Source organism: Xanthomonas sp. BRIP62409 (assembly GCF_003992965.1).
Lineage (GTDB): Bacteria > Pseudomonadota > Gammaproteobacteria > Xanthomonadales > Xanthomonadaceae > Xanthomonas > Xanthomonas euroxanthea.
In genome coordinates this window covers 45,731-72,700 of sequence record NZ_QEZJ01000015.1, presented here as the reverse complement: position 1 = coordinate 72,700, position 26,970 = coordinate 45,731, and the positions used below count along the sequence as shown (strand labels likewise).

20 protein-coding genes are annotated in these 26,970 nt (G+C 68.3%); 5 read left to right on the top strand and 15 right to left on the bottom strand.

The genetic code is table 11. From position 1 onward, the window contains the following. Positions 1-5: 5 nt before the first annotated feature. Positions 6-2,807 (bottom strand): DNA polymerase I, encoded by a 2,802-nt coding sequence (polA, locus tag EO170_RS04880; RefSeq protein ID WP_126942921.1) that lies wholly within the window; start codon positions 2,805-2,807, stop codon positions 6-8. Positions 2,808-2,884: 77 nt separating this feature from the next. On the opposite strand from polA, the gene EO170_RS04875 reads away from it, so the two are divergent. Continuing rightward, complete coding sequence (locus EO170_RS04875) at positions 2,885-3,166, top strand: DUF2782 domain-containing protein (RefSeq protein ID WP_104585172.1); 282 nt, start codon at positions 2,885-2,887, stop codon at positions 3,164-3,166. Between the two features lie 34 nt (positions 3,167-3,200). Here EO170_RS04875 and EO170_RS04870 read toward each other — a convergent pair whose 3' ends face one another. Both EO170_RS04870 and ecfK read right to left on the bottom strand, forming a co-directional pair. Next, positions 3,201-5,729, bottom strand: a complete 2,529-nt coding sequence (locus tag EO170_RS04870; protein ID WP_126942918.1) for a serine/threonine-protein kinase — start codon at positions 5,727-5,729, stop codon at positions 3,201-3,203. Next, complete coding sequence (gene ecfK / locus EO170_RS04865) at positions 5,708-6,247, bottom strand: ECF-type sigma factor EcfK (protein ID WP_104650338.1); 540 nt, start codon at positions 6,245-6,247, stop codon at positions 5,708-5,710. Before ecfK ends, EO170_RS04870 begins: the two co-directional genes overlap by 22 nt. A 352-nt stretch (positions 6,248-6,599) precedes the next feature. Between ecfK and tagK the strand changes: the two genes are divergently transcribed. Next, entirely contained in the window at positions 6,600-7,274 is a 675-nt protein-coding gene (gene tagK, locus EO170_RS04860; protein WP_126942915.1) for a transcriptional regulator TagK, read from the top strand. A 160-nt stretch (positions 7,275-7,434) separates the two neighbouring features. On the opposite strand, the gene EO170_RS04855 is transcribed toward tagK, so the two are convergent. The 6 genes from EO170_RS04855 to EO170_RS04825 all read right to left on the bottom strand — a co-directional run bounded on the left by EO170_RS04855 (position 7,435) and on the right by EO170_RS04825 (position 15,754). Continuing rightward, on the bottom strand, positions 7,435-7,881 hold the full coding sequence (locus EO170_RS04855) for a universal stress protein (protein ID WP_104585166.1): 447 nt from the start codon (positions 7,879-7,881) through the stop codon (positions 7,435-7,437). Between the two features lie 109 nt (positions 7,882-7,990). Continuing rightward, positions 7,991-8,572, bottom strand: coding sequence for a sugar O-acetyltransferase (locus tag EO170_RS04850; RefSeq protein ID WP_126942912.1), 582 nt, complete (start codon positions 8,570-8,572; stop codon positions 7,991-7,993). Between the two features lie 186 nt (positions 8,573-8,758). Further along, positions 8,759-10,945: a DNA helicase II gene (gene uvrD / locus EO170_RS04845; RefSeq protein ID WP_104585164.1), complete on the bottom strand. Its 2,187-nt coding sequence runs from the start codon at positions 10,943-10,945 to the stop codon at positions 8,759-8,761. A gap of 405 nt (positions 10,946-11,350) precedes the next feature. After that, the gene (locus EO170_RS04835; RefSeq protein WP_126942909.1) at positions 11,351-12,742 is read right to left on the bottom strand and encodes an FAD/NAD(P)-binding protein; all 1,392 of its coding nucleotides are present in this window, start codon (positions 12,740-12,742) and stop codon (positions 11,351-11,353) included. Between the two features lie 269 nt (positions 12,743-13,011). After that, the gene (gene cls / locus EO170_RS04830; protein ID WP_104650350.1) at positions 13,012-14,430 is read right to left on the bottom strand and encodes a cardiolipin synthase; all 1,419 of its coding nucleotides are present in this window, start codon (positions 14,428-14,430) and stop codon (positions 13,012-13,014) included. 13 nt (positions 14,431-14,443) lie between these two features. Beyond that, entirely contained in the window at positions 14,444-15,754 is a 1,311-nt protein-coding gene (locus EO170_RS04825; protein ID WP_126942906.1) for a LysR substrate-binding domain-containing protein, read from the bottom strand. A 101-nt stretch (positions 15,755-15,855) separates the two neighbouring features. Between EO170_RS04825 and EO170_RS04820 the strand changes: the two genes are divergently transcribed. The 3 genes from EO170_RS04820 to EO170_RS04810 all read left to right on the top strand — a co-directional run bounded on the left by EO170_RS04820 (position 15,856) and on the right by EO170_RS04810 (position 18,832). Further along, positions 15,856-16,527 carry a 4-carboxy-4-hydroxy-2-oxoadipate aldolase/oxaloacetate decarboxylase gene (locus tag EO170_RS04820; RefSeq protein ID WP_126942903.1) on the top strand — a complete coding sequence of 224 codons (672 nt, stop codon included), beginning with the start codon at positions 15,856-15,858 and terminating at the stop codon, positions 16,525-16,527. After that, positions 16,520-17,575 carry a 4-oxalomesaconate tautomerase gene (locus EO170_RS04815; RefSeq protein WP_126942900.1) on the top strand — a complete coding sequence of 352 codons (1,056 nt, stop codon included), beginning with the start codon at positions 16,520-16,522 and terminating at the stop codon, positions 17,573-17,575. Before EO170_RS04820 ends, EO170_RS04815 begins: the two co-directional genes overlap by 8 nt. A 234-nt stretch (positions 17,576-17,809) precedes the next feature. Further along, positions 17,810-18,832 carry an amidohydrolase family protein gene (locus EO170_RS04810; protein WP_126942897.1) on the top strand — a complete coding sequence of 341 codons (1,023 nt, stop codon included), beginning with the start codon at positions 17,810-17,812 and terminating at the stop codon, positions 18,830-18,832. Between the two features lie 453 nt (positions 18,833-19,285). Here EO170_RS04810 and rpmG read toward each other — a convergent pair whose 3' ends face one another. From rpmG to EO170_RS21445, 6 genes are all read right to left on the bottom strand, one after another. Beyond that, entirely contained in the window at positions 19,286-19,453 is a 168-nt protein-coding gene (gene rpmG / locus EO170_RS04805) for a 50S ribosomal protein L33 (RefSeq protein WP_002809462.1), read from the bottom strand. A gap of 13 nt (positions 19,454-19,466) precedes the next feature. Further along, positions 19,467-19,703, bottom strand: a complete 237-nt coding sequence (rpmB, locus tag EO170_RS04800; protein ID WP_002809459.1) for a 50S ribosomal protein L28 — start codon at positions 19,701-19,703, stop codon at positions 19,467-19,469. Positions 19,704-20,024: 321 nt separating this feature from the next. Beyond that, positions 20,025-23,219: a CusA/CzcA family heavy metal efflux RND transporter gene (locus EO170_RS04795; protein WP_126942894.1), complete on the bottom strand. Its 3,195-nt coding sequence runs from the start codon at positions 23,217-23,219 to the stop codon at positions 20,025-20,027. A gap of 323 nt (positions 23,220-23,542) precedes the next feature. Beyond that, positions 23,543-24,805, bottom strand: coding sequence for an efflux RND transporter periplasmic adaptor subunit (locus EO170_RS04790; RefSeq protein ID WP_126942890.1), 1,263 nt, complete (start codon positions 24,803-24,805; stop codon positions 23,543-23,545). 209 nt (positions 24,806-25,014) lie between these two features. After that, positions 25,015-26,286: a TolC family protein gene (locus EO170_RS04785; protein ID WP_126942887.1), complete on the bottom strand. Its 1,272-nt coding sequence runs from the start codon at positions 26,284-26,286 to the stop codon at positions 25,015-25,017. A gap of 55 nt (positions 26,287-26,341) precedes the next feature. After that, complete coding sequence (locus EO170_RS21445; protein ID WP_164739202.1) at positions 26,342-26,725, bottom strand: hypothetical protein; 384 nt, start codon at positions 26,723-26,725, stop codon at positions 26,342-26,344. Positions 26,726-26,970: the final 245 nt, after the last annotated feature.

Sequence of the window (26,970 nt, the reverse complement as noted above, 5' to 3'; positions counted from 1 at the left end):
CTGCATCAATGCGCCTCATCCCAGTTGTCGCCAACCCCCGAGTCGACCACGAGCGGCACGCGTAATTCAGCAGCAGCCGACATACGCGCGGTCACTTCGCTCAGCAGCGTGTCGACGAAATCGGTCTCGGCTTCGAACACCAGTTCGTCGTGCACCTGCAGGATCATCAGCGCGCGCTGCGCGTGCTCGGCGATCCAGCCGTCCACGCTGACCATGGCGCGCTTGATGATGTCGGCGGCGGTGCCCTGCATCGGCGCATTGATGGCAGCGCGCTCGGCGCCGGCACGCTGGCCCTGGCTGCCGGCGTTGATGAAATCCAGATACAGCCGGCGGCCGAACACCGTCTCCACGTAGCCCTTGTCGCGCGCCTGCTGGCGGGTGGTCTCCATGAAGTCGCGTACGCCGGGGTAACGGCTGAAGTACAGCGCGATGTAGTCCTGCGCCTCGCCTCGGCCGATGCCGAGCTGGCGGGCCAGGCCGAAGGCGCTCATGCCGTACATCAGGCCGAAGTTGATCGCCTTGGCGGCGCGGCGCTCGTCGCCGCTGACGGTGTCGATGGTGCGGCCGAACACCTCGGCGGCGGTGGCGCGGTGCACGTCGGCACCGGACTCGAACGCGCCCACCAGGCCGGGGTCGCCGGACAGGTGCGCCATGATGCGCAGCTCGATCTGCGAGTAGTCGCAGGCGATCAGCTTGCGCCCGGCCGGGGCGACAAAGGCGCGGCGGATGCGGCGGCCGTCCTCGGTGCGGATCGGGATGTTCTGCAGGTTCGGATCGGACGAGGACAGCCGCCCGGTGGCCGCACCGGCCTGGTGGTAGCTGGTGTGCACGCGCCCGGACTGCGGGTGGATCATCTCCGGCAGCTTGTCGGTGTAGGTGCTGCGCAGCTTGGTCAGGCCGCGGTATTCCAGGATCACCCGCGGCAGCTCGTGCTGGTCGGCGATGGCCTCCAGCGCCTCTTCGTTGGTCGAGGGCTGGCCCTTGGGCGTCTTGACCACCGCGGGGAGCTTGAGCTCGTCGAACAGCAGCGCCTGCAGCTGCTTGGGCGAATCCAGGTTGAAGCTGCGCCCGGCCAGCTCGGTGGCTTTCTGCTGGGCGGCGAGCATGCGCTTGGACAGGTCCGCGCTCTGGCGGCGCAGTTCGGCCGCGTCCACGCACACGCCGTTGGCCTCGATGCGTGCAAGAACCTCCACCAGCGGCATCTCGATGTCGCGGTAGACCTGCTCCAGGCCGGGTTCTGCGGCCAGCTTGGGGCCGAGCACCTGGTGCAGGCGCAGGGTGATGTCGGCGTCTTCGGCGGCGTAGCGGGTGGCATCCTCCAGGCTGATCTGGGCGAACGGGATCTGCTTGGCGCCCTTGCCGCAGACGTCCTCGTACTTGACCGTGTCATAGCCCAGGTAGCGCTTGGCCAGGCTGTCCATGTCGTGGCGGGCGCTGCCGGAATTGAGCACGAAGCTTTCCAGCAGGGTGTCGTCGCTATAGCCGGCCAGGGCGATGCCGTGGCGGCGCATCACGTGCAGGTCGTACTTGCCGTGCTGGCCGAGCTTGCGTACCGCAGGGTCGGTGAGCAGCGGCGCCAGCTGCGCCAGCGCCTGGGCGCGGTCGAGCTGGGCCGGGGCGCCGGGAAAGTTGTGGCCGAACGGCAGATACGCCGCCTGGCCGGGCTCGGCGGCCACGCTCAGGCCGATCAGGTCGGCCTGCAGCGGATCCAGGCTGTCGGTTTCGGTATCGAAGGCGAACTGGCCGGCGGCGCGCAGGCGCGCGATCCAGCCGTCGAGCTGTTCCTGGGTCAGGATGGTCTCGTACTGGCCGGGTGCCGACAGCGCCGGGTCCACCTCCACAGGGGCGCTGACCGGGCCGGACACGAAACCGGTGCCGCGGGCGCGGCCGGGTTCGGTGCGGGCGCTGGCGGCGGCGGCGCCGAGCGCCACCGGTTCGGTCGGCAGGCCGGCCTGGGCAGCGGCGCCGCCGAGTTCGCGCAGCGCCTGGGTGAAGCCGTAGCGGGCGTACAGCACCGCCAGCGTCTCGGCGTTGGGCTCGCGCAGGTCCAGCGCGCGCGGGCCACTGGCCAGCGTCACGTCGGTCTTGATGGTGACCAGCTCACGGTTGAGCGGCAGCCGTGGCAACGCGGCGCGCAGGTTGTCGCCGATCTTGCCCTTGATCCTGTCGGCGTTGGCGATCACGCCATCGAGCGACTCGTATTCGGCCAGCCATTTGGCGGCGGTCTTGGGGCCGCACTTTTCCACGCCGGGCACGTTGTCGACGGTGTCGCCCATCAGCGCCAGCAGGTCGACGATCTGGTCGGGGCGCACGCCGAACTTGGCGATCACCGCCGCGTCCGAATCCATGCGACTGCCGCTCATGGTGTTGACCAGCTCGATGCCCGGGCGGACCAGCTGGGCAAAGTCCTTGTCGCCGGTGGAGATGGTCACGCTCAGGCCATCGGCGGCGGCCTGCAGGGCCAGGGTGCCGATCACATCGTCGGCTTCCACGCCATCGATGCGCAGGATGTCGATGCCCAGCGCATGCACGATGTCGCACATCGGCTGCACCTGCGCGCGCAGGTCGTCGGGCATCGACGGGCGATTGGCCTTGTAGTCGGCATACAGGTCATCGCGGAAGGTCTTGCCCGGCGCATCCACCACGAACGCGACATAGGCCGGGCGCTCCTTCAGGGTGGCGCGCAGCATGTTGACCACGCCGAACAAGGCGCCGGTGGGCTCGCCCTGGGCGTTGGTCAGTGGCGGAAGCGCGTGGAACGCGCGGTACAGGTAACTGGACCCGTCGATCAGGACTAATCTGCTCATGCGCCAATTCTACGCTGCACGCCCACGCTACACCTTGCCAGCGCATACTGGCCGACGACCTAGAACGGATGACGACAATGATCAGAGCGAGTCTTTTGCTGCTGCCGTTACTGCTGCTCGGCGGCTGCGCCACCAGCGGTGCGGTCGGCGATGTGCCGGCCGGCGCGGATGTGACCAGCAAGACCATGGGCAACGGCGACAAGGTCGACGAGTACCGCGTCAACGGCCAGCTGGAAATGGTGCGGGTGACGCCTGCACGCGGGGCGCCCTACTTCCTGTACGACCGCGATCACGATGGGCATACCGATGCCGAGAGGGACAAGGTCAACAAGGTGTATTGGAAGCTGTATAGCTGGTGATTCGGGATTCGGGATTCGGGACCGGCACGGGCTCTCAGCGTTGCGCAACCGCGGCCGTGTTCGGTGCGCTGGCAGTGGCAGGAAGCGCACTGGCCGGGGTGACCTGCGCCAAGGTCAGGCGTGCGGCACGCAACGGCTCCTCGGCATCGCCGTAGATGCCGGTCAGGATCTGCAAGGCCTGCTGTGCGTGAGCGCGCGCGGCAGCCCGCTGGCCGAGCCTGCGCTCGGCCTCGGACATGCCGCGCAGGATCTCGGCGGTCTGTGGATGCGCCCGGCCCAACACACGCAGGGACGAGGCCAGCGATGCGCGTTGTTCGGCCAATGCGGCATCCACCTGCCCGGCATCCAGCAGCCAGAGGGCATGGTTGCTGCGGTAGGTGATGGTGGCTTGCGCATCGTCGCCGAACACGGTGCGCGCACGCTCCATCGCGGCGCGGTAATGCGGGCCGGCCTCGGCCAGCTTGCCCTGCTGACGCAATGCATGGGCCAGGTTGCCTTCCACCATCAAGGTATCGGCGGCGTTATCGCCATAGAGCTTGCGGGTGACGCGCAGCAGCGCGGCCAGTTCGGTTTCGGCTGCGGCAAAATCGCGCTGCATCAGTAGGAACATGGCCAGGCTGTTGCGCATCGGCACGACCAGCGGATGGTCGGGACCATGTGCGGCAACCCGCTCGCGCAGCAGGCTGCGCTGCAACGCAATCGCCGGGGTCAGTTGCCCGACGTCGGCCAGAATGCCGGCATAGACATTGCCCGCGTCGATGCGTTGGTCGGCAGTGGTGGACGTGTTGGCCACGGCAGCGACATAGGCGTGCCGGCCCTCCATCAGTGCATCGCGCATGCGACCCTGGCCGCGCAGCGTCCACGCCAGCCACGCACGCATTTCATTGCCCAGCGCCTGCTGCCTCGCGTTGCCGTGCGCTGCCTGCGCCATGCCTTGGCGTAGCGCCTGTTCGGCCTCGCCCGCCTTGCCGGCGCCAGTCAGCGCCTGGCCGAGCATCGACGCTGCCTGCAATGCCTGCAGGCTGGCAGCGCCCTTGCTGCGCTGCGCCAGTGCATGCGCAGTCCGCAGATGCGCCGCCGCCTGCGGATAGTCGGCAAGCGCGATCAGCGTGCGGCCCAGCGTCAGCTCCACCTGGAGACGCGCGTCCGGCTGGTCGGCCAGCTCGCGCGCGGCACGCTGCGACGCCTGCTGCAGCACGCGCAGCATCAGCGTCTTGTCCAGACCCTGCGCAATGCCCGGATCCACGCTGGACAATACCGAACTCATGAAATCGCCGGTGACCTGCGCGCGTTGCGCATCGCGCGCAGCATGTTGCAGCGACCACAACGTTGCGCCCAGGCCGGCAATCAGCGCAGTGGACACCAGGGCGGCAGCCAACACGCCACTGCGGTGGCGCTGGGCAAACTTGCGCACGCGCAACCAATGGCCGGCCTGCAGGGCGCGTGGCGGATACCCGTCGAGCCAGCGATGCAGATCGTCCATCAAGGCCGACACCGATGCATAGCGTGCACCAGGCTCCGGCGCCAACGCGCACAACACGATCGCATCCAGGCCATCGCGCAGTTGCTGCTGCAGTCGCGGATGCGTGGTCGCGCGTGCCGCGCAGATCCGCGCACGCGCGTCGGCCGGTACCGCCGCCACGCGTTGCGATGGTGGCTGCGGCAATCCATCGCGCCCGGCCACCGGCGCCAGCCCGCAGCTCAACTCATAGAACATCGCGCCCAGTGCATAGATGTCGCTACGTGCGTCCATGTCCTGGGCGCCGCGCGCCTGTTCCGGACTCATGTAGCCGGGCGTGCCGCGCCCCTGCGCGAAGCGCATGGCCGGGTTGGCCGCATCGATCGCGATGCCGAAGTCGATCACGCCCGGCATCGGCCGCCCGTCGACGTCGCTGACCAAGACGTTGCCGGGCTTGAGGTCGCGATGGATCACGCCTTTCTGGTGCGCATGCTGCACCGCTTCGCTGACCCGCAGCATCAGCTGCACACGCGCCTGCAGCGACAACAGATGTGCATCGCACCACCAGGTGATCGGCTCGCCGCGCAGGTATTCCATCACCAGGTACGGGCGGCCGTGCGCGTCGGTGCCCACGTCGTGGATCTGCGCGATCGCCGGGTGCACCATCTGCGCCAGCAAGCGACATTCAAACTCGAACAACGCGCGGCCCTGCACATCCAGCGCGTCGGCGGCGACCAGCTTGATCGCCACCTCGCGCTCGTACGCACCGTCGGCGCGATGGCCCAGATATACCTGGCCCATGCCACCGGCACCGATCAGACGGTCGATCGCCCATGCACCGAAGCGGGTACCGGCCGGCAGTTCCGGCAATGGCGCGCGCAAAGCCGCCACGGCCTGTTTCAACGGTGCGCGGACGCGTAGCGTGGCCTGCGATTCCACTGCCAGCATCGCCAGCAATGTATCGCGCAGCACCACATCCTCGCCGGCCTGCGCGCGCGCAAACGCCTGGCGCGCGTCCACCGGCAGCTGGCAGGCCTGATGGAACAAGGCTTCCAATCGCTGCCAGGAGGTGGCGGCACTGCTCATAGCTGCGCCGCCAGCCACACCCGCGCAAAGCGCAGATCGCGCTCCAGCGTCGGCACCGATACCTCCAGTTGCGCGGCCGCCTCGGCCACGCTGAAACCCACCAGTTCGGTCAGCGCGAATGCCTTGGCCTTGCGCTCATCCACGCGCGCCAGCTTGTCGAAGGCATCGGCCACCATCAGCAACGCCTCCGGCCGCGGCGCGCCATCGGACAGGCTGATCGTCAACGTTACCGCCTGCCCGAGCCGCTTGGCGCTGGCCTGCCGCCGCGCCAGATCCACCAACAGATGGCGCATCTGCAGCGCGGCGACCGAATAGAAATGCGCGCGCGACTGAAACCCCTGCTGGCCCTGCTCCAGCCGCATCCACGCCTCATGTACCAGCTCGGTCGCCTGCAAGCCCGCGCGTGCATCGCGCCGCAGCGCCCGCAACGCGGTCTCGCGCAGCGCCGTGTACACCTGCCGCGCCAATGCATCGCCCGCGCCGGGTTCGTCGCGCTGCCAGGCCTGCAACAACTCGGTGATCGGCAGCTCGGACATCGGGCCATCTCGCCTGCGTGAGAACCCAGTATCCCGCATTGGCGATCGGGTGGGCGTTTCAAAACCAAACGGTTTAGCTCGCTCGATCAGCCGGGGCTTGGTACCCAAGCATCCCGCGCAACGGCCAGCCTGCCATGCTGCATTTTCTCCAGCCAGCGCCGTTCCCAATCTGACCTCGATGCGATGCCGTTGCGATTGGCTTTGCGTTGGCCGCCACCCAAGGCACAGGCAGCGTCCATGCAGCTTCCCAGCGCCGCGGTGCATCGAGGAAGGGGCCGGCCGGTTGGCCTGGATCGGCATCGATCGCACCGACGCGTGACGCAGCGCCGGGTTCACGAAACGCGGTGATGGCCTGGCGCCGCTTTTCTCGGTTGGTCAGATGACAGGCCCCGGGGAGCGGGCCGCAGGTAGCACCCGCATGAGCAACACCGGCTATGACAATGCCATCGTCCCGCAGGCCTCCGCATCGGTGGAGGCGCACGCGCCGCTGATGAGCGAGCTGCTGGCCTATATCGAGCAGCATATCGGCGAAGCCGAGCTCGGTACCGGGTCCCTGCAGCAGGCGTTCGCGGTGTCGCGTGCGTCGTTGTACCGGCTGTTCCAGTCGCGTGGCGGGGTGGCCCGCCATATCCGCGAGCGGCGCCTGTGCACCGCGCACCGCTATCTGCAGGCCTACCCGGAGTGCAGCCTGACTTGGTTGCTGTACGAAGTAGGCTTTGCATCGGAGCGCCAGTTCCAACGCTGTTTCCAGCAGCGTTTCGGCATGCCGCCGGTGCAGTGGCGCCGCCAGTGCCGTGCCGCGCGGCCGACGCATGCGCCACGCCGCGGGCACGCCATGCCGCTATGGCGCTTCATGCGCGAGCTGAGCCCGCACCCGCTCCGGGAAGACGCGCCGGTGCGTACCGGCATGCCGCCGGTGCGCTCCGCAGCCTTGCTGGATCGCGACCTGCTGCATCCCGAAGCGCTACGGCGTCTTGCACACGCCACACGCCTTGCTGCAGCTCGGCCGGAGCCGATGGAACGCTGATCCAATCGGCGTAGGAGCGGTGCCTGCGCGCGATGGGTGTGGCCGGTAACGCTTCGTCGCGCTCGGGCGCGCTCCTACGAAAAGACGTGCCGCCAAGAGGATGTGCGATTTGAGCGCGCGATGCGCTGCCGGTGGTCCTGCGCAGCAAGACGTCCGGCAGTCAGCGGATCACCAGCACCGGAATCGAACTGTGCGTGAGCACTTCCACCGTCTGGCTGCCGAGCAGCACGCGGCGCATGCCGCGGCGGCCGTGCGAGGTCATGATGATCAGATCGCTGTTGCACTCCTTGGCGGTCTGAACGATGCCTTCGGCGGCGAAGCGGTCCAGCACGTGGCGCGAGGTGGCCTTGATATTGGCCGCGGCTGCCAGCTCCAGCGCCGGGCGCAGGATCTTCTCTGCGGCAGCTTCGCGTTCCTTGCGGTACTCCGGACTTGCCTCGTAGCCCACGCTCCAGCCCATCGCGTCGTACATGCCCATCGCCCACGGCTCGGACACGGTGACGATATCCACCTTGGCACCGGTGGCCTTGGCCAACTCCAGGCCTTGGAACAACCCGCGATGCGACAACTCGGACGCATCGATGGCGATCAGGATACGTTTGTACATGGTGACCTCCTTGGATGACCGGCCTGGCTGCCGGTGGAATCAGCCTGACAGTCCGCTGCGGCACACGCCTTGATCCGCATCAATGCCGCCACGCGGGTTGCTGCAATACTCAATCGGTTGGCGCTGCATCGGCAGCGTCGCGGCGTGCACGTATACGCGCCGGATTGCCCAGCGCGGTCGCGCCGGCCGGCACATCGCGGGTGACCACCGCACCGGCGCCGATCACCGCATCATCGCCGATGCACACGCCCGGCAGGATGATCGCACCGCCACCGATCCACACGTTGCGCCCGATGCGGATCGGTCGCCCGAACTCCAGACCGCTGGAGCGTCCTGCCGCGTCGCGCGGATGGTCGGCGGCATAGAACTGCACCGCCGGGCCCACCTGCGTGCCCTCGCCGATGCTGACCTCGCAGACATCCAGGATCACGCAGTTGAAGTTGAGGAACACGCCGGCGCCCAGGCGGATGTTGTAGCCGTAGTCGCAATGAAACGGCGGGCGGATCACCGCGCCTGCACCCACCTCGGCCAAGCGCTCGACCAGCAGCGCGTGCCGGTGGGCAGACGGCTGCGCGGCGCTGGCGTTGTAGCGCGCCATCCAGTCGGCCGCGGCCACCTGGTCGGCCTGCAGTTGGTCATCGGCAGCGTTGTAGAGCTCGCCTGCCAGCATCTTGTGTTTTTCGGTGCGCATCGGGCCGTGGGTCTGCCTGCGTTCGATTCGAACGCAAGGGTGTCACGGATGCCGCAGTGAATGCATCGGGCGATGCACCAATGCTGCCGGCAGTGCCTTCATGCCGATGACACTGTCCGGCCGGATCAGGACGCGGCTGCCGCCTACCGAACACACCCCGCGACGCAGTGCGATTGCTCGCCCCGCCTATACCACCGTCAGATTCGCGTAGGCCATCACCAGCCACTTGGCGCCGACGTCGTCGAACTGCACCTGCACGCGTGCATGCCCGCCGGCGCCTTCATAGTCCACGACCACGCCGCCGCCGAACTTGGGGTGTTGGACATTGGCACCGAGCTTGATCGGTGCGGCTTCGACCACGCCGTGTACCGGGCCGCCGCGCGTCGCGCCCAGCGACGCGGTGCGTGAGACCTGCACTTTCGGGCGTACCTCGTGCAGCAGCTCGCGCGGGATTTCGCGCAGGAAGCGCGAGGGCACGTTGTAGTTGTCCTGGCCGTGGATGCGCCGCGATTCGGCGTAGCACAGCACCAGCTTCTGCCGCGCACGGGTGATGCCCACATAGGCCAGGCGCCGCTCTTCTTCCAGCCGGCCGCTTTCTTCCAGCGAGCGTGCGCTGGGGAACAGGCCATCTTCCAGGCCGACCAGGAACACGATGGGGAATTCCAGGCCCTTGGCCGAATGCAGCGTCATCAGCTGCACGCCTTCTTCGCCGGCCTGCGCCTGGCCTTCGCCGGCCTCCAGCGAGGCGTAGGCCAGGAAGGCCACCAGCTCGGTCATGCCCTGGCTGTCTTCATCGTCCGGGCGGGTGAAGCGCGAGGCCACCGACACCAGTTCGTCCAGGTTCTCGGTGCGCGATTCCGAATCCAGCCCGCTGCGGCTTTCCTTGGCCCAGTGCTCGCGCAGGCCCGAGCGCATCAGCACATGGTCGATACGTTCGGCCAGTTCCATGTCGCCGGTTTCGGCATGCAGCTGGCCGACCAGGCTCAGGAACGTGGCCAGCGCATTGCGCGCGCGCGCGGCCAGGGTGTTTTCCTGCGTGCACAACATCGCCGCTTCCCACAGCGACAACGCATTGGCGCGTGCCAGGCGGCGCACTTCATCCAGCGTGCGATCGCCGATGCCGCGCGTGGGCGTGTTGACCGCGCGCTCGAACGCGGCATCGTCGCTGCGGTTGGTAAGCAGGCGCAGGTACGCCAATGCATCCTTGATTTCGGCACGCTCGAAGAAGCGCATGCCGCCGTACACGCGGTACGGCAGCTGCTCGGAAATCAGCGCTTCTTCCAGCGCGCGCGACTGCGCGTTGCTGCGATACAGCACCGCCACTTCGCCGTAACTGCCGCCGTCGCGCACCCACTGCCGCGCGCGCTCGACCACATAGCGCGCCTCGTCGACCTCGTTGTAGGCCGCATACAGGTCGATCGGATCGCCGTCGCCGGAATCGGTCCACAGCTGCTTGCCGATGCGGTCCGGGTTGTGCGCGATCACCGCATTGGCCGCGCCCAGGATATTGGCGCTGGAACGGTAGTTCTGCTCCAGCCGCACGGTCTGCGCGCCGGGAAAATCCTTCAGGAAGCGCTGGACGTTCTCGACCTTGGCACCACGCCAGCCGTAAATGGCCTGGTCGTCGTCGCCGACCACGAACACATGCCCGGTCTCGCCGGCCAGCACGCGCACAAAGGCATACTGGATGGCGTTGGTGTCCTGGAACTCGTCGACCAGGATCTCGCGGAAGCGCGCACGGTAATGCGCCAGCAAGGCCGGGGTGTCGCGCAGCAGTTCATGCGCGCGTAGCAGCAACTCGGCAAAGTCAAGCAGGCCGGAGCGGTCACAACGTTCCTGGTAGGCCGCGTACACCTGCCGGCGCACCTCGGTCCAGTCGTCGTTGGGCTCGGGCTGGATATGCTGCGGACGGCGGCCTTCGTCCTTCTGCTCGTTGATCCACCAGCTCATCTGCTTGGGCGGATACTTGCCCTCGTCCAGCTCCAGCGCCTGCACCACGCGCTTGACCAGCCGCAGCTGGTCGTCGCTGTCCATGACCTGGAAGCCTTCCGGCAGCCGCGCATCCTGCCAGTGCAGGCGCAGCAACCGATGCGCCAGCCCATGGAAGGTGCCGATCCACATCCCGCGGCTGCCGTTGCGCAGCTGCAGGTCGGTGCGGTGGCGCATTTCGCCGGCGGCCTTGTTGGTGAAGGTCACCGCGAAGATGCCGTGGTTGGGCACGCCCTGGACTTCGTTGAGCCAGGCAATGCGATGGATCAGCACGCGCGTCTTGCCGGAGCCGGCGCCGGCCAGCACCAGGTAATGCCCCGGCGGCGCGGAAACGGCCTCGCGCTGGGCGGGGTTTAAATGATCGAGCAAATGAGAGACATCCACCGCCGCATTTTACCGGTTGTGGCGTCGCTGCGGCTGAGATTGCGATGAAGCGGTTGGGAATGCGGCGCTGCGCCCTGCCCTCATCCGCCCCTGCGGCGCCTCTTATCCCAATGGGAGAAGGACATAAGGCCCCTCTCCCGGTGGGGCGAAGAGACGCCGCTTGCGCGCCATTGGCGCGCGTGTCCTGGATCGCCCGCGTCGCAAGACGTGGGCCGCGCCCGAACCCGGGCGCGGGCGCGGAGCGGGGGTCGGGGTGAGGGTACGAGGCGAAGCAGTCGGGGCATCACGTCCGAAGGCGCGTGGCGACGCGTTTGTCACTGCAGGCACTGGTAGATGTCTGAGGCGCCCTCATCCGGCGCTACGCGCCACCTTCTCCCGGCGGGAGAAGGGAGCGACGCCGATCAATCACCGCCCAAGCAGTCCCAACACATCCCGCGCAATCGCCGCTGCCTGCTCACGCAGCTCCGGTACCGCCAGGCTCTCCCACAACGAACCGATCCGCAGGCTGCCGATCACCCGCAGCCGCGGATTGGCGCGCCCATCGGCATCGATCAGGCAGCCATCGGCATCGGTATCCACCCCGATCCCATGCGGCCCGGCGACCGCAATGCCCTGCCCCAGCAGCTGCTGCAGCAGCGGGTTGCGCATCGCCTGCACGCGCATTTCCACGCCGGTGGCGTTGACCAGCGTCTGCACATCCAGCTGCAGCGGATGCCCGGCACTGGCGCCGGCACTGAGCCGCACGCAGGCACCGGCCTGGTACGCCACCTCCAGCCGCGCGCGATGCAGCTGCAGTTGCCCGCGCGCGCGCATCGCCTGCAACTGCGCATGCACCGGCGCGGCGATGCGGTGGCGATGCACATCCCAATAGCGCACCACATGGCGCAGGAAGCGGCGTTGGTCGGCGATCGACAGCGTTTGCCACAAGGCCTGGCTCAGCGGGCGCAGACGCTCCATCACGCTCTGCCAGGGCAGGCCTTGCGCCATCGCAACCCGCGCATGCTGCCGCACGCTGCGCATGCGCGCACGCAGCGGCAGCGCCAGCAACGGCTGCGGATCGAAGTCCGCCGCAACGCAGTGCACCTGTGGCAACGGCAGCAGCCCATGCCGCGATACCACGTGTACCGCACCGCGATGCGCCTGCGCGGCCAGCGTTACCACCGTGTCGGCCATGCTCAGTCCCGAGCCGACGATGCACACCGCCGCCTCCTGCGGCAACGCGGCGACCGCCTCGGTATCCCAGGCTTCCACCCGCTGCGCTGCCGACAGGCCGGTGGCCCCGCGCAGTGGCAACGGCCGCAACGCATTGCCTACCGCCAGCACCACGCTGGTGGCCTGCAGGGTCTGTCCATCGTCGAGCTGCAACAGCGCGCCATCGGCATCGCATTGCAATGTCTGTACGCGGGCGCCGTGCACGGTGAGCGTCGCCGGACCCTGCGCACGCGCAGCCTGCAGGCGATTGCGCAGGTAAGGCGCGTAGTGCCGACGCCCGACGAAGTGCTGCGGCAGCTGCGCGTCCTCCAGCTCCGGGCAGCAGCTGTGCGCACGCAGGTAATCGACGAAATCCTGCGGTGCCTCCACCAACGCACTCATCCGCGCGGCGGGCACGTTGAGCAGATGTTCCGGCCGCGTGGTGGAGTAGGCCACGCCCTCGCCCAGCACCGCGTGCGGCTCGATCAGCACGATCTGCAGCGGCGCCACGGCCTGACGTAGCAGCTGCAGCGCCACCAGCACACCGGATGCGCCACCGCCAACGATGGCGATCACTGCATCGCCGGGATCACGCAGTTCATTCATCCGGTAATTGTAGGCGATGCGTCGCGTCGCACCGATGACAGTGGCCATGCCCGCCGCAATGGCCGGGGTAGCACCGTGCAGACAGACCGGTCGACTGCCGCGCCCGTCCAATAGAGGTCGCCTGAGGCATCAGTTGCAGCGCGGGCACGCCCGCACCCGGTAAGGCCTTGCTGGCCCACGCTTGCACCCAGCATGACGCCTGCCATCGCAGGCACCACCCACGCTCCACCGGGCACTGCACCGCGTGAACCGGGCAACACACGCAAGGTCTACATCAACGCATCGGCCAGGCGTGCAATGCCCTCGCGGCTGCGGCGCCAGGCCGGGCGCGTGCGCCACTGCTCCAGGTCCAGCTGGCGGGCGTTGGCCAGGTAATCCTGCTCGATCGCACGCAGCCGCTGCACCACGCCCCGGTCGTAGCAGAGCATGCCGATCTCGGCATTGAGCGCGAACGAGCGGATGTCCAGGTTGATCGAGCCGACCAGTGCGATGTCCTCATCCATGCTCAGGTGCTTGGCATGCAGGAAGTGCGGGCGGTACAGCGCGATCTTGACCCCGCAGCGCAGCAGCTCCTCGAAATACGCCTCCTGCGCCCAGGCCGCCAGGACCTGGTTGTTGCTCTCCGACAGGATCAGCTGCACATCCACGCCGGACACCGCAGCGATGCGCAAGGCGCTGAGCAAGGCTTCGTCGGGAACGAAGTACGGCGTCACCAGCACCACCTTGCGGCGCGCCAGATGGATCACCGCGTTGATCGCATCGCGTGCATTCTCGAACGGATACGCCGGCCCGCTGGGCAGCAACTGCGTGGCGATGTTGGCCTCGCAGACCGGTGCGTCCGGCCACACGTCCAGGCGCTGCCCGGTTTCGGTGAACCAGTCGCTGGCGAATACCGCTTCCAGATGATTGACCACCGGCCCGCGCACGCGCGCCACCAGCTCGCGATTGGGCACGCCATCGATGAAGCCGGCCTCGGCCAGATTCTGCGAGCCGACGAAACCCACCTGGTTGTCGATCACCGCAATCTTGCGGTGGTTGCGCAGATCCATGCGCCCGCTGCGGCGCCAGCGCAGGCCGCCGGGCAACACCGCCAGCACGTCCACGCCAGCATCCTGCAGCCGCTTGCGGTAATGGCGCAGACCGCGCTTGGCGCCCACCGCATCCAGCAGCACGCGGCAACGCACGCCGCGCGCGCTGGCGCGTTGCAGCGCAGCGACCACTGCATCGCCCACCGCATCGTCGAACATCAGGTAATACAGCAGGTGCACGCGCTTTTGCGCCGTGTCGATCGCCGTGACCAGGGCCTGCAGCGATTGCGCGTAGTCGTCCAGCAACTCCACCGCATTGCCCAGCGTGGGCATGAAATCGCCCTGGCGTTCGATCAGCGGCACCACCTCGGCGCTGCTGGTATCCGCCTGCGGGGTCCAGCGCAAGGCATGCAGCGGCAGTTGCTGCTCGCGGATCACCTGCGAGGCGGTGGCCTGGCGTTCCACCCGCACCCGCGAGAGCCACGGATGCCCGAACAGCAGATACAGCGGCAGGCCGACCACCGGCACGAAGCCGATCAGCAGCAACCAGCTACGCGCTGCACCGGGCGTGGTGCGGGCCGGAATCCACAACAGTGCGGCCAGGCGAATCACCCAGTCCAGCGCCAGCAGCCAGGTCCCTTGCAACCAGTCAGGCAGCATCAGCAATCCGTTCTCAAGAAGGTTCCGATTCTGACCGCCCGGTGTGTGAACGCAACGGGGCGGGCGCGTCGATCGGCACGCAATAGCGAAACGGCCCGCCCTGCGCATCGGCCGGCTGCACGCGCTCGGCGCAGACCTGCCGCAGCGTCTGCACGAACGCCGACTGCGCGCGGGTGGGATGCCAGTCGCTGCGAAGCGTCATGCCGATCTGGCGGCGCAGTTGCGGCCCGGCGCGGCCGATCTCGCACAGCAACCCGGCGCGGCGCTCGAACAGGAACTGGTCGCGCGACATCAGCGTGAGCCAGTCGCCTTCCAGCAGCAGCCCGCGGATGGTCAGTTCCGCGCCGCACTCGATGCGTAGTGCCGGTGGCTCGATCTGCTGATCGCGAAACATGCGCTCCCAGCGCGCGCGCACCGGCGTGCCGGTGGTGGCGATCACCCAGGGATAGTCCAGCAGCTGCGCAAACGCATAGGCGCGCCCGGCCAGCGGGTGCCCGCTGCGCGCCACGATCACCGGCTCGTCGTCGAACAATGGCTCCTGCAGCACATCGCGCAGCGGCAACGGCTCGCGCAGCGCACCGATCAGCAGATCCAGCCCGCCCTCGCGCAGATGCGCCAGCAATTCGGCATACGGGCCTTCGACCACGTTGACGCTGGCACCGGGATGCGCGCGCGCAAACCGCGCCAGGACCTGCGGCAGCAGGATCGCCCGCGCCAACGGCATCACCCCCAGCGCGATCCGGCCGGCATGCTGCGAGCGCAACCCGGCAACGTCGTCCAGGCCGGCGCGCAATTCGGCCAGCGCCAGGCGCACCTGCCGCAACAGCCGCGTGGCCACCGGCGTGGCTTGCACGGTCTTGCCGCGACGCACCGTCAGCGGCACCTCGACCACATCGGCCAGCGACTGCACCGCGCGGTAGATCGCCGGCTGCGAGACCCCGGCGCGCGCCGCCGCCAGCGAATAGCTCCCCGCCAGGTCCACCGCGACCAACGCCTGCAGCTGCCCCAGCGAAACCCGTCGCTCCAGGCCGGGGCGCGCCGGCAGCCGCAGCGCCCGCCGTGCCACCCGGATGCCGCGCCCCAGTTGCGCCAACGCCCGCTCGATGCGCGGCACCAGCAGCTGCGTGGCCTCGGTGGCGACCATGCCGCCCGGATGCCGCTCGAACAGGCGCGCGCCGAGCTGCTGTTCCAGCCGCGCCACCGCCTGCGTCAATGCCGGCTGCGACAGGTTCACCTGCGGCGCGGCCGCGCTGATGCTGCCCAGCCGATGCACCACGGCCAGGGCGTACAGATGGCGAAGGTTCGGCTCGGGAGTCGGCGGCATGCTCTAACTATAAGCAAAACCAATATGCATACCTCAAATGAATCTTGAGCCAGCAGGCGATCGCCGCACAGACTCGGCGCACTCCTAACGAGGATGGATGGATGAGCCAGGTCGTCACCCGGATCGAGCGCACCCCGCTGGCCATCGCCGACGGGCTTGCGCAGGCCGGCGTGGCCACCGTGCACGAGGCGCAGGGGCGCAGCGGCCTGCTGCATCATCGGCTGCGCCCGATCTACACCGGCTGCCGCATCGCCGGCACCGCCGTCACCGTATCGATCCCGCCCGGCGACAACTGGATGATGCATGTGGCCATCGAGCAGCTGCAGCCTGGCGACGTGCTGGTGGTCGCGCCAACCAGCGCCTGTTGCGACGGCTACTTCGGCGATCTGCTGGCCACCTCGGCGCAGGCGCGTGGCTGCCGCGGGCTGGTCATCGATGCCGGGGTCCGCGATGTACGCGACCTCACGGGGATGCAGTTTCCCGCCTGGAGCCGCGCGATCTGCGCGCAGGGCACCATCAAGGAGACGCTGGGTTCGGTCAACGTGCCGCTGGTCTGCGCCGACGCGCTGGTGCAACCGGGCGATGTGGTGGTGGCCGACGACGATGGCGTCTGCGTGGTGCCACGCGCCACCGCTGCCGCCGTGCTGGCCGAAGCGCAGGCGCGCGAAGCGCGCGAGCTGCTCAAACGCGAGCGCCTGGCACGCGGCGAACTGGGCCTGGACATCTACGCCATGCGCGAACGCCTGGCGGCCAAGGGCCTGCGCTATGTCTGAGCAGGTACGCGCGATGTGGATGCGCGGCGGCACCTCCAAGGGCGGCTTTTTCCTGGCCGACGAGCTGCCGGGCGAGCGCGCCGCGCGCGATGCCTTCCTGCTGCGCGCCTACGGCTCGCCGGATGTCCGCCAGATCGACGGCATGGGCGGCGCCGACCCGCTGACCTCCAAGGTGGCGGTGGTGTCGCGCTCGGCGCGCGCCGATGCCGACGTGGACTATCTGTTCCTGCAGGTGTCGGTGGAACAGGCACAGGTCAGCGACGCGCAGAACTGCGGCAACATGCTGGCCGGGGTTGCGCCGTTCGCACTGGAACGCGGCCTGTTGCCGGCACGCGATGGCGAGACCGAGGTGCGCATCTTCATGCGCAACACCGGCACGCTGGCCACCGCCAGCGTGCAGACGCCCGGCGGCCAGGTGCGCTACGACGGCGACGCCCGCATCGACGGCGTGCCCGGCACCGCCGCGCCGATTGCGCTGACCTTTGCCGGGATCGCCGGCTCCTCATGTGGCGCCTTGCTGCCCACCGGCAACCGTGTCGATCTCCTGGATGGCGTGCAGGCCACGCTGATCGACAACGGCATGCCCTGCGTGGTGCTGCGCGCCAGCGATCTCGGCATCAGCGGTTACGAAGACCGCAACACGCTCGATGCCGACGATACGCTGAAAAGCCGCCTGCAATCGCTTCGTCTACAGGCCGGCCCATTGATGCGGCTGGGCGATGTCGCCGAGGCCACCGTGCCGAAGATGATGCTGGTCGCCGCCCCGCGCCACGGCGGCGCGATCAGCGTGCGCTCGTTCATTCCGCACCGCTGCCATGCCTCGATCGGCGTCCTCGGCGCCGTCACCGTGGCCACTGCCTGCCTGCTGCCAGGCTCGCCCGCACATGCGCTGGCGCAGCTGCCTGGCGGCAGCACGCAGCAGCTGGAGGTCGAACATCCCAGCGGTGCGAGCAGCTGCGTCATCACCGTAGACGCACGCGGCGAGGTGGTGCGTGCCGCGGTGCTGCGCACCGCACGCAAACTGTTCGATGGGCAGCTGTATGGCTGAGCGGATGGATGCGCCAGCGGGCTGGATCGATGGCCATCGCCAATGCCACGCCCGCTCCCTGCGCCTGCCTTGCAGCGTGGCCGGCACCACCTGCGGCAACGACCTGCGGCTGAGCATCCATGCGCGGGCCGCAACCTACGTAGGCACCTGCAGGTTCCGCGCGCCGTGTGGGTCAGCCTCCCGCGCACGTGGTCGTTTGCTCCCTGATCCCGCTGCCCCGAGAAGACCCCTGCCATGATCATCGACTGCCACGGCCACTACACCACCGCGCCCGCGGCGCATGACACCTTCCGCAAGGCGCAGATCGCGCACTACGACGACCCGACCCTGCCCGCGCCGGTGTATCCGTCCATCTCCGACGACGCATTGCGCGAAAGCATCGAGCAGCACCAGCTGCGCCTGCTGCGCGAGCGTGGTGCGGACATGACGATTTTCTCGCCACGCGCCAGCACCATGGCGCACCACATCGGCGACGCAGCGGTCAGCCAGGTGTGGACGCGCCACTGCAACGACCTGATCGCGCGGGTGGTGCAGCTGTATCCGCACACCTTCATCGGCGTGTGCCAGCTGCCGCAGTCGCCGGGCGTGCCGATCGCCCAATCGATCGCCGAGCTGGAACGTTGCGTCTCCGAACTCGGGTTTGTCGGCTGCAACCTCAATCCCGACCCGTCCGGCGGCCACTGGAACGGCATGCCATTGACCGATCGCGCCTGGTATCCGTTCTTCGAGAAAATGGTCGAGCTCGACGTGCCGGCGATGGTGCATGTGTCGGGCAGCTGCAATGCCAACTTCCACGCCACCGGTGCGCATTATCTCAACGCCGATACCACCGCGTTCATGCAGTTTCTCGAAGGCGACCTGTTCGCCGATTTCCCGGACCTGCGCTTCATCATCCCGCACGGCGGCGGCGCGGTGCCGTATCACTGGGGCCGCTTCCGCGGCCTGGCCGACATGCTCGGCAAGCCGCCGCTGTCCACGCATGTGATGCGCAATGTGTTCTTCGATACCTGCGTGTATCACCAGCCCGGCATCGACCTGCTGTTCGAGGTCATCGACATCGACAACATCCTGTTCGGCTCGGAGATGGTGGGCGCGGTGCGCGGCATCGACCCGCAGACCGGCCAGTATTTCGACGACACCAAGCGCTATATCGATGCCTTGGCGATGTCCGACGCCGACAGGCGCAAGGTGTTCGAAGGCAATGCGCGGCGGGTGTATCCGCGGCTGGATGCGCAGTTGCGCGCGCGCGGGCTGTAGCGGTGTTCCCTTCTCCCATCGGGAAAAAAAGGTGCCCGCAGGGCGGATGAGGGGCGCCTCGGAGAGCAGTCACCGCCTGCGACGTCAAACGCGTCGCCACGCGCCGTCAGAAGTAAAACACCGACTGCTTCGCCTCGAACTGCAAACTACTAACGGTGCGTGCAATCGGAAAAACGACGTCTCGCTCCCTTCTCCCACCGGGAGAAGGTGCCCCGCAGGGGCGGATGAGGGTAGTGCAAAGCCTCTGGTACTCAAACCACTGCGAGTGGCTTCGCCCCGTCGTACCCTCACCCCAACCCCTCTCCCGGAGGGAGAGGGGTATGCACGCTGGATAAGGGACGTGTAATCGGAAAAATCATCGATACCCGTCAAGAACACCGCGATCGATTTCCACAAACGCAAACACCCGCCTTGCGGCGGGTGTTTGCTGGATGCAGATCGGTAATCGGTGGATTACTTGATCTTGCCTTCCTTGTACATCACGTGCTTACGCACGACCGGGTCGTATTTCATCATTTCCATCTTCCCCGGAGTGTTCTTCTTGTTCTTGTCCGTGGTGTAGAAGTGGCCGGTAGCGGCCGAGGAAATCATACGAATCTTGTCACGCTTGCCTTTTGCCATGACTGCTTACTCCTCAGACCTTTTCGCCGCGCGCACGCAGCTCTTTCAGAACGGCATCAATCCCGTTCTTGTCGATGGTGCGCAATGCATGCGCGGAGACACGGAGCTTCACCCAACGGTTCTCGCTGGCGACCCAGAAGCGGCGCTCATGCAGGTTGGGCAGGAAGCGACGACGGGTTCTGTTGTTTGCGTGGGAGACGTTGTTACCCGTCTGCACACGCTTGCCGGACACTTGGCATACGCGGGACATTACGCACCTCGATAAATGAATTGCCACCCATAGCCTGGGGAGCGGCGGCCCCGACAGCATCAAGCTGCCACGCAACGTTGGGAATCAAGAACTTACGCTGGGAACAAGCCGGCAACCCCATCGCGCTGGGTGCCGCCATCCGGAGCGATCCGGGCACAGCGAGCCGCGCATTATGCACGGCAATTCCTTGTGCCGCAAGCACTTAGCCTGCACCACCGTTGTGTGCCGCCTGGCGCCCGGCACCCCTTGCCTATCCACCGCTGACTGAGGCTGCGGCCATTCGGATCCCGGCAGACGCGCCTGCCGGGATCCTGTCACGTCTCAACCAACCGCCTTCGGTGCAAGCCGCCCCTGCCGCTCGCGGTGCAGCCAGCGGTACAGCACCGGCAGCACCAGCAAGGTCAGCAGGGTGGACGAGACGATGCCGCCGATCACCACCGTGGCCAGCGGGCGCTGCACCTCGGCCCCGGCGCCGACGTTGAAGGCCATCGGCACGAAGCCCAGCGCGGCCACCAGCGCGGTCATCAGCACCGGGCGCAGACGGCTCAGCGCGCCTTCGCGCAGTGCCTGCTCCAGCGACAGGCCCTCGGCCCGCAGGCTGCGCACGAAGGCAATCATCACCAGGCCGTTGAGCACCGCCACCCCCGACAGCGCGATGAAGCCGACGCCGGCGGAGATCGACAAGGCCAGGCCGCGCAGCGCCAAGGCCACCACACCGCCGGTCAGCGCCAGCGGCACGCCGCTGAACACCACCAGCGCATCGCGCAGCGAGCCGAACGACCAGTACAGCAGCGCGAAGATCAACAGCAAGGTCCCCGGCACCACCCAGGCCAGGCGCTGGCCGGCGGAGATCAGTTGCTCGAAGGTACCGCCGTAGCCGATCCAGTAGCCGGTGGGCAGCACCACCTCGGCCCGCACGCGCTGCTGCACCTCGGCGACGAATCCGCCCAGGTCGCGGTCGCGCACGTTGGCGGTGATCACGATGCGGCGCTTGCCGTCCTCGCGGTTGATCTGGTTGGGCCCGAGCACGGTGTCGACCCTGGCGACTTCGCGCAGCGGCACCGTGGTCGGCTCGCCACTGCGCCAACCGGCCGCGCGACTGGACTCGTCGGCATCGGCGCGCTCGCCATCGCCGCTCAGCGGAATCGGCAGATCGGCCAACGCCGTCGGGTCCTGCCGCAGCCCTTCCGGCAGCCGCACCACGATGTCGAACCGGCGGTCGCCTTCGAACAGCTGCCCGGCCGCCTGCCCACCCACCGCCGCCGCCACCGTGTCCTGGACCACGCCGGGATTGAGCCCGTACCCGGCCAGCGCGGCGCGATCGGGCACCACTGCCAGCATCGGCAGGCCGGTGGCCTGCTCCAGGCTCACGTCGGCCGCACCCGGCACCGTGCTGGCGACTTCCTGCACGCGTTGCCCCAGGGTGACCAGCGTGTCCAGGTCATCGCCGTAGACCTTGATCGCCACGTCCGCCCGCACGCCGGAAATCAGCTCGTTCATGCGCATCTGGATCGGCTGGGTGAACTCGTAGTTGTTGCCGGGCAGCTGCTTCACTGCCTGCTCGATCTCGGCCACCAGTTTCGCCTTGGGCTTGCGCGGATCCGGCCATCGTTCGCGCGGATGCATGATCAGGAACGTATCGGCCACCGACGGCGGCATCGGATCGGTGGCCACTTCGGCGGTGCCGAGCTTGCCGAACACATGCGCCACTTCCGGAAACTGCTTGATGCGTTTTTCCAGCGTGGATTGCATGGTGATGGCCTGTTCCAGGCTGGTGCCGGGAATGCGCAAGGCGTGCAGCGCGATATCGCCCTCGTCCAGGTTCGGGATGAACTCGCTGCCCAGGCGCGTGGCCAGGACCGCGCACAGCGCCACCGCCGCCAACGCACCGAGACCGACCCAACGGCCGTGACGCAGCGCGCGATCCAGCAACGGCGCATACACGCCGCGCGCCCAGCGCATCGCGCGGTTTTCGTGCTCGGCCACCTTGCCGCCGAGCAACAAGGCGATCGCCGCCGGCACGAAGGTCAACGACAGCAGCATCGCGCCGGTCAGCGCCAGCACCACGGTGATCGCCATCGGGTGGAACATCTTGCCTTCGATACCGGTGAGCGCGAACACCGGCAGGTACACCGCGGTGATGATGCCCAGACCGAACAGGCTGGGACGGATCACCTCGGCAGTGGCCTCGGCGGTCAGTTCGAAACGCTCATCGCGCTCGAGCACCCGCCCCAGGCGCAGCTGCGCCTGGCCGAAGCGGCGCAGGCAGTTCTCCACGATGATCACCGCGCCATCGACGATCAAGCCGAAATCCAGCGCGCCCAGGCTCATCAGGTTGCCGGACACGCCACCGCGCACCATGCCGGTGAGGGTGAACAACATCGCCAACGGAATCACCGCCGCGGTGATCAGGGCCGCGCGCACGTTGCCCAGCAACAGGAACAGCACCACGATCACCAGCAACGCGCCTTCGACCAGGTTCTTGGCGACGGTGACGATGGTGCGGTCCACCAGTGCGGTGCGATCGTAGACCGGCACCGCCTGCACGCCGGCCGGCAGACTGGCATTGGCCACTTCCAGCCGCTGCGCTGCGGCCTGCGCCACGGTGCGGCTATTGGCACCGACCAGCATAAACACCGTGCCGAGCACCACTTCGCTGCCGTCCTGGGTGGCCGCACCGGTACGCAACTCGCGGCCCTCGCCAACCTGCGCCACATCGCGCACCCGGATCGGCACACCCTCGCGTCGATCCAGCACGATCGCGCCGATCTGGGCGATGTCATCCACCTGCCCCGGCACCCGCACCAGGAACTGCTGGCCGTTGCGTTCGATATAGCCGGCGCCGATGTTGCGATTGTTCGCGTCCACCGCGCGCGCCACATCGTCCAGCGTGAAGCCCAGTGCGACCAGGCGTGCCGGATCCGGGGTGATATGGATCTGCCGCGCATAGCCGCCGATGGTGTTGACCTCGGTCACGCCGGGCACGTTGCGCAACTGTGGGCGCACCACCCAATCCTGCAGGGTGCGTAGATCGGTGGCCGTCCACGCACTGCCATCGGGTTTGCGCGCATTCGGTTTGGCTTCCACCGTGTACATGAAGATCTCGCCCAGGCCGGTGGCGATCGGCCCCAGCTGCGGCTCCAGGTCGGCCGGCAGTTGCGACTTGACCTGCTGCAGCCGCTCGGCCACCTGCTGCCGCGCAAAGTACAGATCGGTGCCATCGGCAAACACGGCGGTGACCTGCGACAAGCCGTAGCGCGACAACGAGCGCGTGGACTCCAGCCCCGGCAATCCTGCCAGCACCGTCTCCAGCGGGAACGTCACCCGCTGCTCCGACTCCAACGGCGAATACCCCGGCGCGGCCGTATTGACCTGCACCTGCACATTGGTGATGTCGGGCGTGGCATCGATCGGCAGGCGCGAAAAACTCCACGCGCCGATCGCAACCAACACCGCCGTCAACGCCAGCATCAGCCAACGCTGCGCGATCGCGAACCGGATGATGTTAGTGAGCATGACGCGCACCTCCGCGCACACTCGGCGCAACGGCGTGCGCAGCCACGCCGATCAGTGCATGCGTACGCACGCACGGCGCCTGTGCAATCGCAGCGGGTGGCCGGCGGCCGGCGGCACTGCAGCCAGGATCCCGACCTCCGCCAACATCGCGGTCGCCCCCGGCGCATCCAACCTCTGCCGCGCAGATTCTCACGCTGTTGCTGGTGTGATCGCCCGCGCCGCGACCGCGTCGATGCCGTAAAACGCGTGTCGCTGAAGCATGGAAGCGCTGTTCGCACGCCCATGCGTGCGGCCGAGGAAGAAGCAAGCCGTAAACGCAGCGATCAATGATCATGCGAGGCCCCCGACTTTTCGATGTCGGCCTTGACCAGATAGCTCTGCTCCACCACCACCGCATCCCCCAACGCCAGACCGGACACCACCTGCACCTGCTGCGCATCGCGCGCGCCCAGTGTCACCGGCCGCACCTCGTACACATCGCCAACCCGCACGAACACCACCTCCCAGTCGCGGAACTGCTGCAAGGCCCCCACCGGCACCACCATCGCCGCCGGCTGCTGCGCCACCGTCACCCGCGCCTTCACCGCCGAACCCGGCCGCCACAGGCCATCGCTGTTGCGCAGCACCGCGCGCGCCACCGTGCTCTGACTGGCCGTGGCCGTGCCCGGCAACACGCGCTCCAGCGTGGTCTGCGCCACCACGCCATCGCTGATGCGCGTCACCGTCACCGGTGCGCCGGCAGTGATGTGCCCGGCATCGGCGCCGAAGATGTGCAGATCCACCCACAGGCTCGACAGGTCGGCGATCTCGAACAGCGCCTGGCCTTCGCTGGCGTTGCTGCCCAGGCTGGCGTTGCGGGCGAGCACGGTGCCGCTGATCGGCGCGCTGACCGGATACGTGGTCAGGCTCAGATTGCTCTCCACCGTGGCCAGGACCTGGCCGGCGCGCACCTGGTCGCCGACGTTGACGCGCAGGCTGCGCACCGGCCCGGGAAAGCGCGCGGTGGCCTGCGCCTGCGCACCTTCTGCCGGCGTCAGCAGGCCCTGCACCTCGTGCTGGTCGGCGATGCTGCCGGGACCGACCGGCGCGACCCGGATGCCGGCGTCCTGCGCGATCTTCGCCGCGATGGTGGTGCGGCCTTCATAGCTGGGATAGGCCCAGCGACGCGGCTTGCCCTGCACGGTGGCGCGCACTTCCACGTCGAACGAATGCGGCTCGCCGACCGTGCTGTCGGCCAGCAGGCTGCCGTCGTCGCGCGCGCGCAATCGATGCACTTCGTGGACGCCGCCGAGCCGGGTCAAACGCACTTCGACAGTGCCGGCGCCGGGCGGCAAGGGCTTGCCGTCGTGGTACAGCCAGGCGCGATAGGTCGGCGGCGTGCCGTCTTCGGCAATCGCCAGCTCCACGCTGTCGCCGTCCTGGCGCAGCAGGCGCCCACCGTGCGCGCCTTTTTCGGCGTCTTCGCCATGTGCGTCGGCCTCGCCCTCGGCACCGGGCGTTGCATGGTCATGTGCTTCTTCGCCGTTGCGGCCGCAGCCGCCCAGCAGCAGCGCCAGCAACAGCGGCGCGATCAGAAAACGTGTCATCGAAGAACATCCTGGTGGGCACCGACGCGCTGCGCCGGGCGAACGAACGAAGAAGGGGTACGCCGAACGCTCTGGCTGCGCGGTGGGCGCGGGCATCGCCTGGCGACTGCTGGATGCCGGCGCGATTGCGAACGTCGATACCGATCCCGGCGCAGCAGATCCCGGCGCACACGGGCAGGCAGGGCGAAAACGCACAGCGGACGTCGCGCTCATGGCCGCACCTGCGCAGCGTTGTCGACCACGAATGGCTGCCCGGTCAGGCGCTGGATCTCGATCAATGCGCTCTGCGCTTCCAGCGCCGCCGCCAGCTGCTGCTGGCGTGCATCGCTGCGCTGCGCCTGCAACTGCGCCCAGTCCAGATAACTGGTGGCGCCGGCGCGGTACGCGCGCTCGGCGGCGGCATCGGCACGCGCAAGTGCGGGCAGCACATCGCTGCGCATACGCGCCACTTCCAGCTGCGCGGCGCGGTAGCGGCCATGCGCGTCGGCCAGCGTGGCGTAGAGCGTCAGTGCCTGCGATTGGCGTTCGATCTCCAGCAACGACAGCTCCGCCTCGGCGGCGCGGATCTCCGGTTGCGCACGCGCGGCGCTGCCCAGCGCTAGCGAGACGCTGCCCAGCAGTGCGGTGGCATCGTTGGCTTCGAGCCGGCGCACGCCCACCTGCCAGTCCAGATCCGGGCGCGCCTGGCTGCGTGCCAGCCGCACCCGTGCCTCGCGCACGCGCTGCTCACCGTTCAAGCGCGCCAGTTCGGGAGTGGCATCGAGCAGCTGCGCCAGCACCTCGAAGTCGGGAATCGCCGGCAGCTGCAGCGGGTCGCCGGTGACCTCGCCGAAGTCCGGCGTGCGCTGCCCCCACAACACCGCCAGCTGGCGGCGCGCGGCCAGCAGCTCCTGCTGCGCGCGATCGCGTTCCAGTTCCGCGCGCGCCTGCAGGGCCTGGGCGGTCAGCAGCACCGATTCGGGCGAGGCGCCGGCCTGCAGCCGCTGGCGCGCGGCACTGACGGTGCGCTGCCGCTGCGCCAGCGTTTCCAGCGCAACTGCCTGCCGTTGTGCGGCCATGCCGATGGCCAGATAGCGCCGCGCCACTTCGGCCAGCACATCCAGGCGCGCCAGCGCACGTTGCGGGGCCAGTGCGTCGATGCGTGCCTGGGCCAGGGTGCGGCGTGCGTCCAGCTTGCCGCCGCGTTCCAGCACGCCAGCCAGGGTGACGGTGAGTTCGGCCTGGTCCAGCGCGCGGGTCGGGCCGGTGCCGAACACGTTTTCCAGTTCGGCGCCGATGCGCAACGGCGGACGCAGCGCGTCGCGCTCGGCCTCGGCGGTGAGGACCGCGCGCTGACCATCGGCCAGGCGCAGGTCGGGGTGCTGCCGGGCGACGCGCGCGATGGCGTCGTCCAGGGTCAGCACGGGTTTGGGCGGTGCGTCCTGCGCCATGGCGCACGGCACGACCGCGAAGACGGCCAGTGCCGTCAGTCGCAACCACATGAGGGTGTCTCCGGAATCGGGATCGATGGACAGGCCGGCAGCCGCCGGCGATGCATCAGGCCGCGATCGGGGGACGCAATCCGGTCTCGCTCAGGTGCGAGCGGTAGTACGCGAACACGGCCACGGGTTGGGCCTGCGCGTGCGTGGACAGCGGCAGCCAGGCCAGCGCCGGCAATACCGCCGGATTTTGGCCATGGCAGTAGCCGCTATGCATCAGGGCGTGCATCAGGCCGGCCCCGTCGCGCTCGCCGGCATCGCCTTCGTCGGCGCCGTCATGGCCATGCGGCGCGGTGTCTTCCAGGTGCATCTGGTCGTGCGCCAGTGCATGCACATCGCCCAGCGCGCAAGCCACCGGTGCCACCAGCACGCCCATGACCAGCACCGCCAACGCCATCAGGCGCAGCAAGGGGTGCAACAGGCGGGCGCGGCGAAGCAGCATGGGCGCAGCGTATCGGGGCCGGGGCAGTTACACAATCGCATGGGCGGCCGGGCACGCACCGGCACGGCAGCGCGGTAGGAGCGGACCTGGCCGCGACGCCGTCGGGTCGGGGTCGGGGTCGGGGTCGGACCAATGGCATCACGCCGGGATGCCGGCTGCACGCACACAGCGTGTGGATGGCCGGTCGCCGGCAGCGGTCACCTGGATGTTCCAGGCCGCGGCGGTGCCAGGGTCGGGCGGGCGTC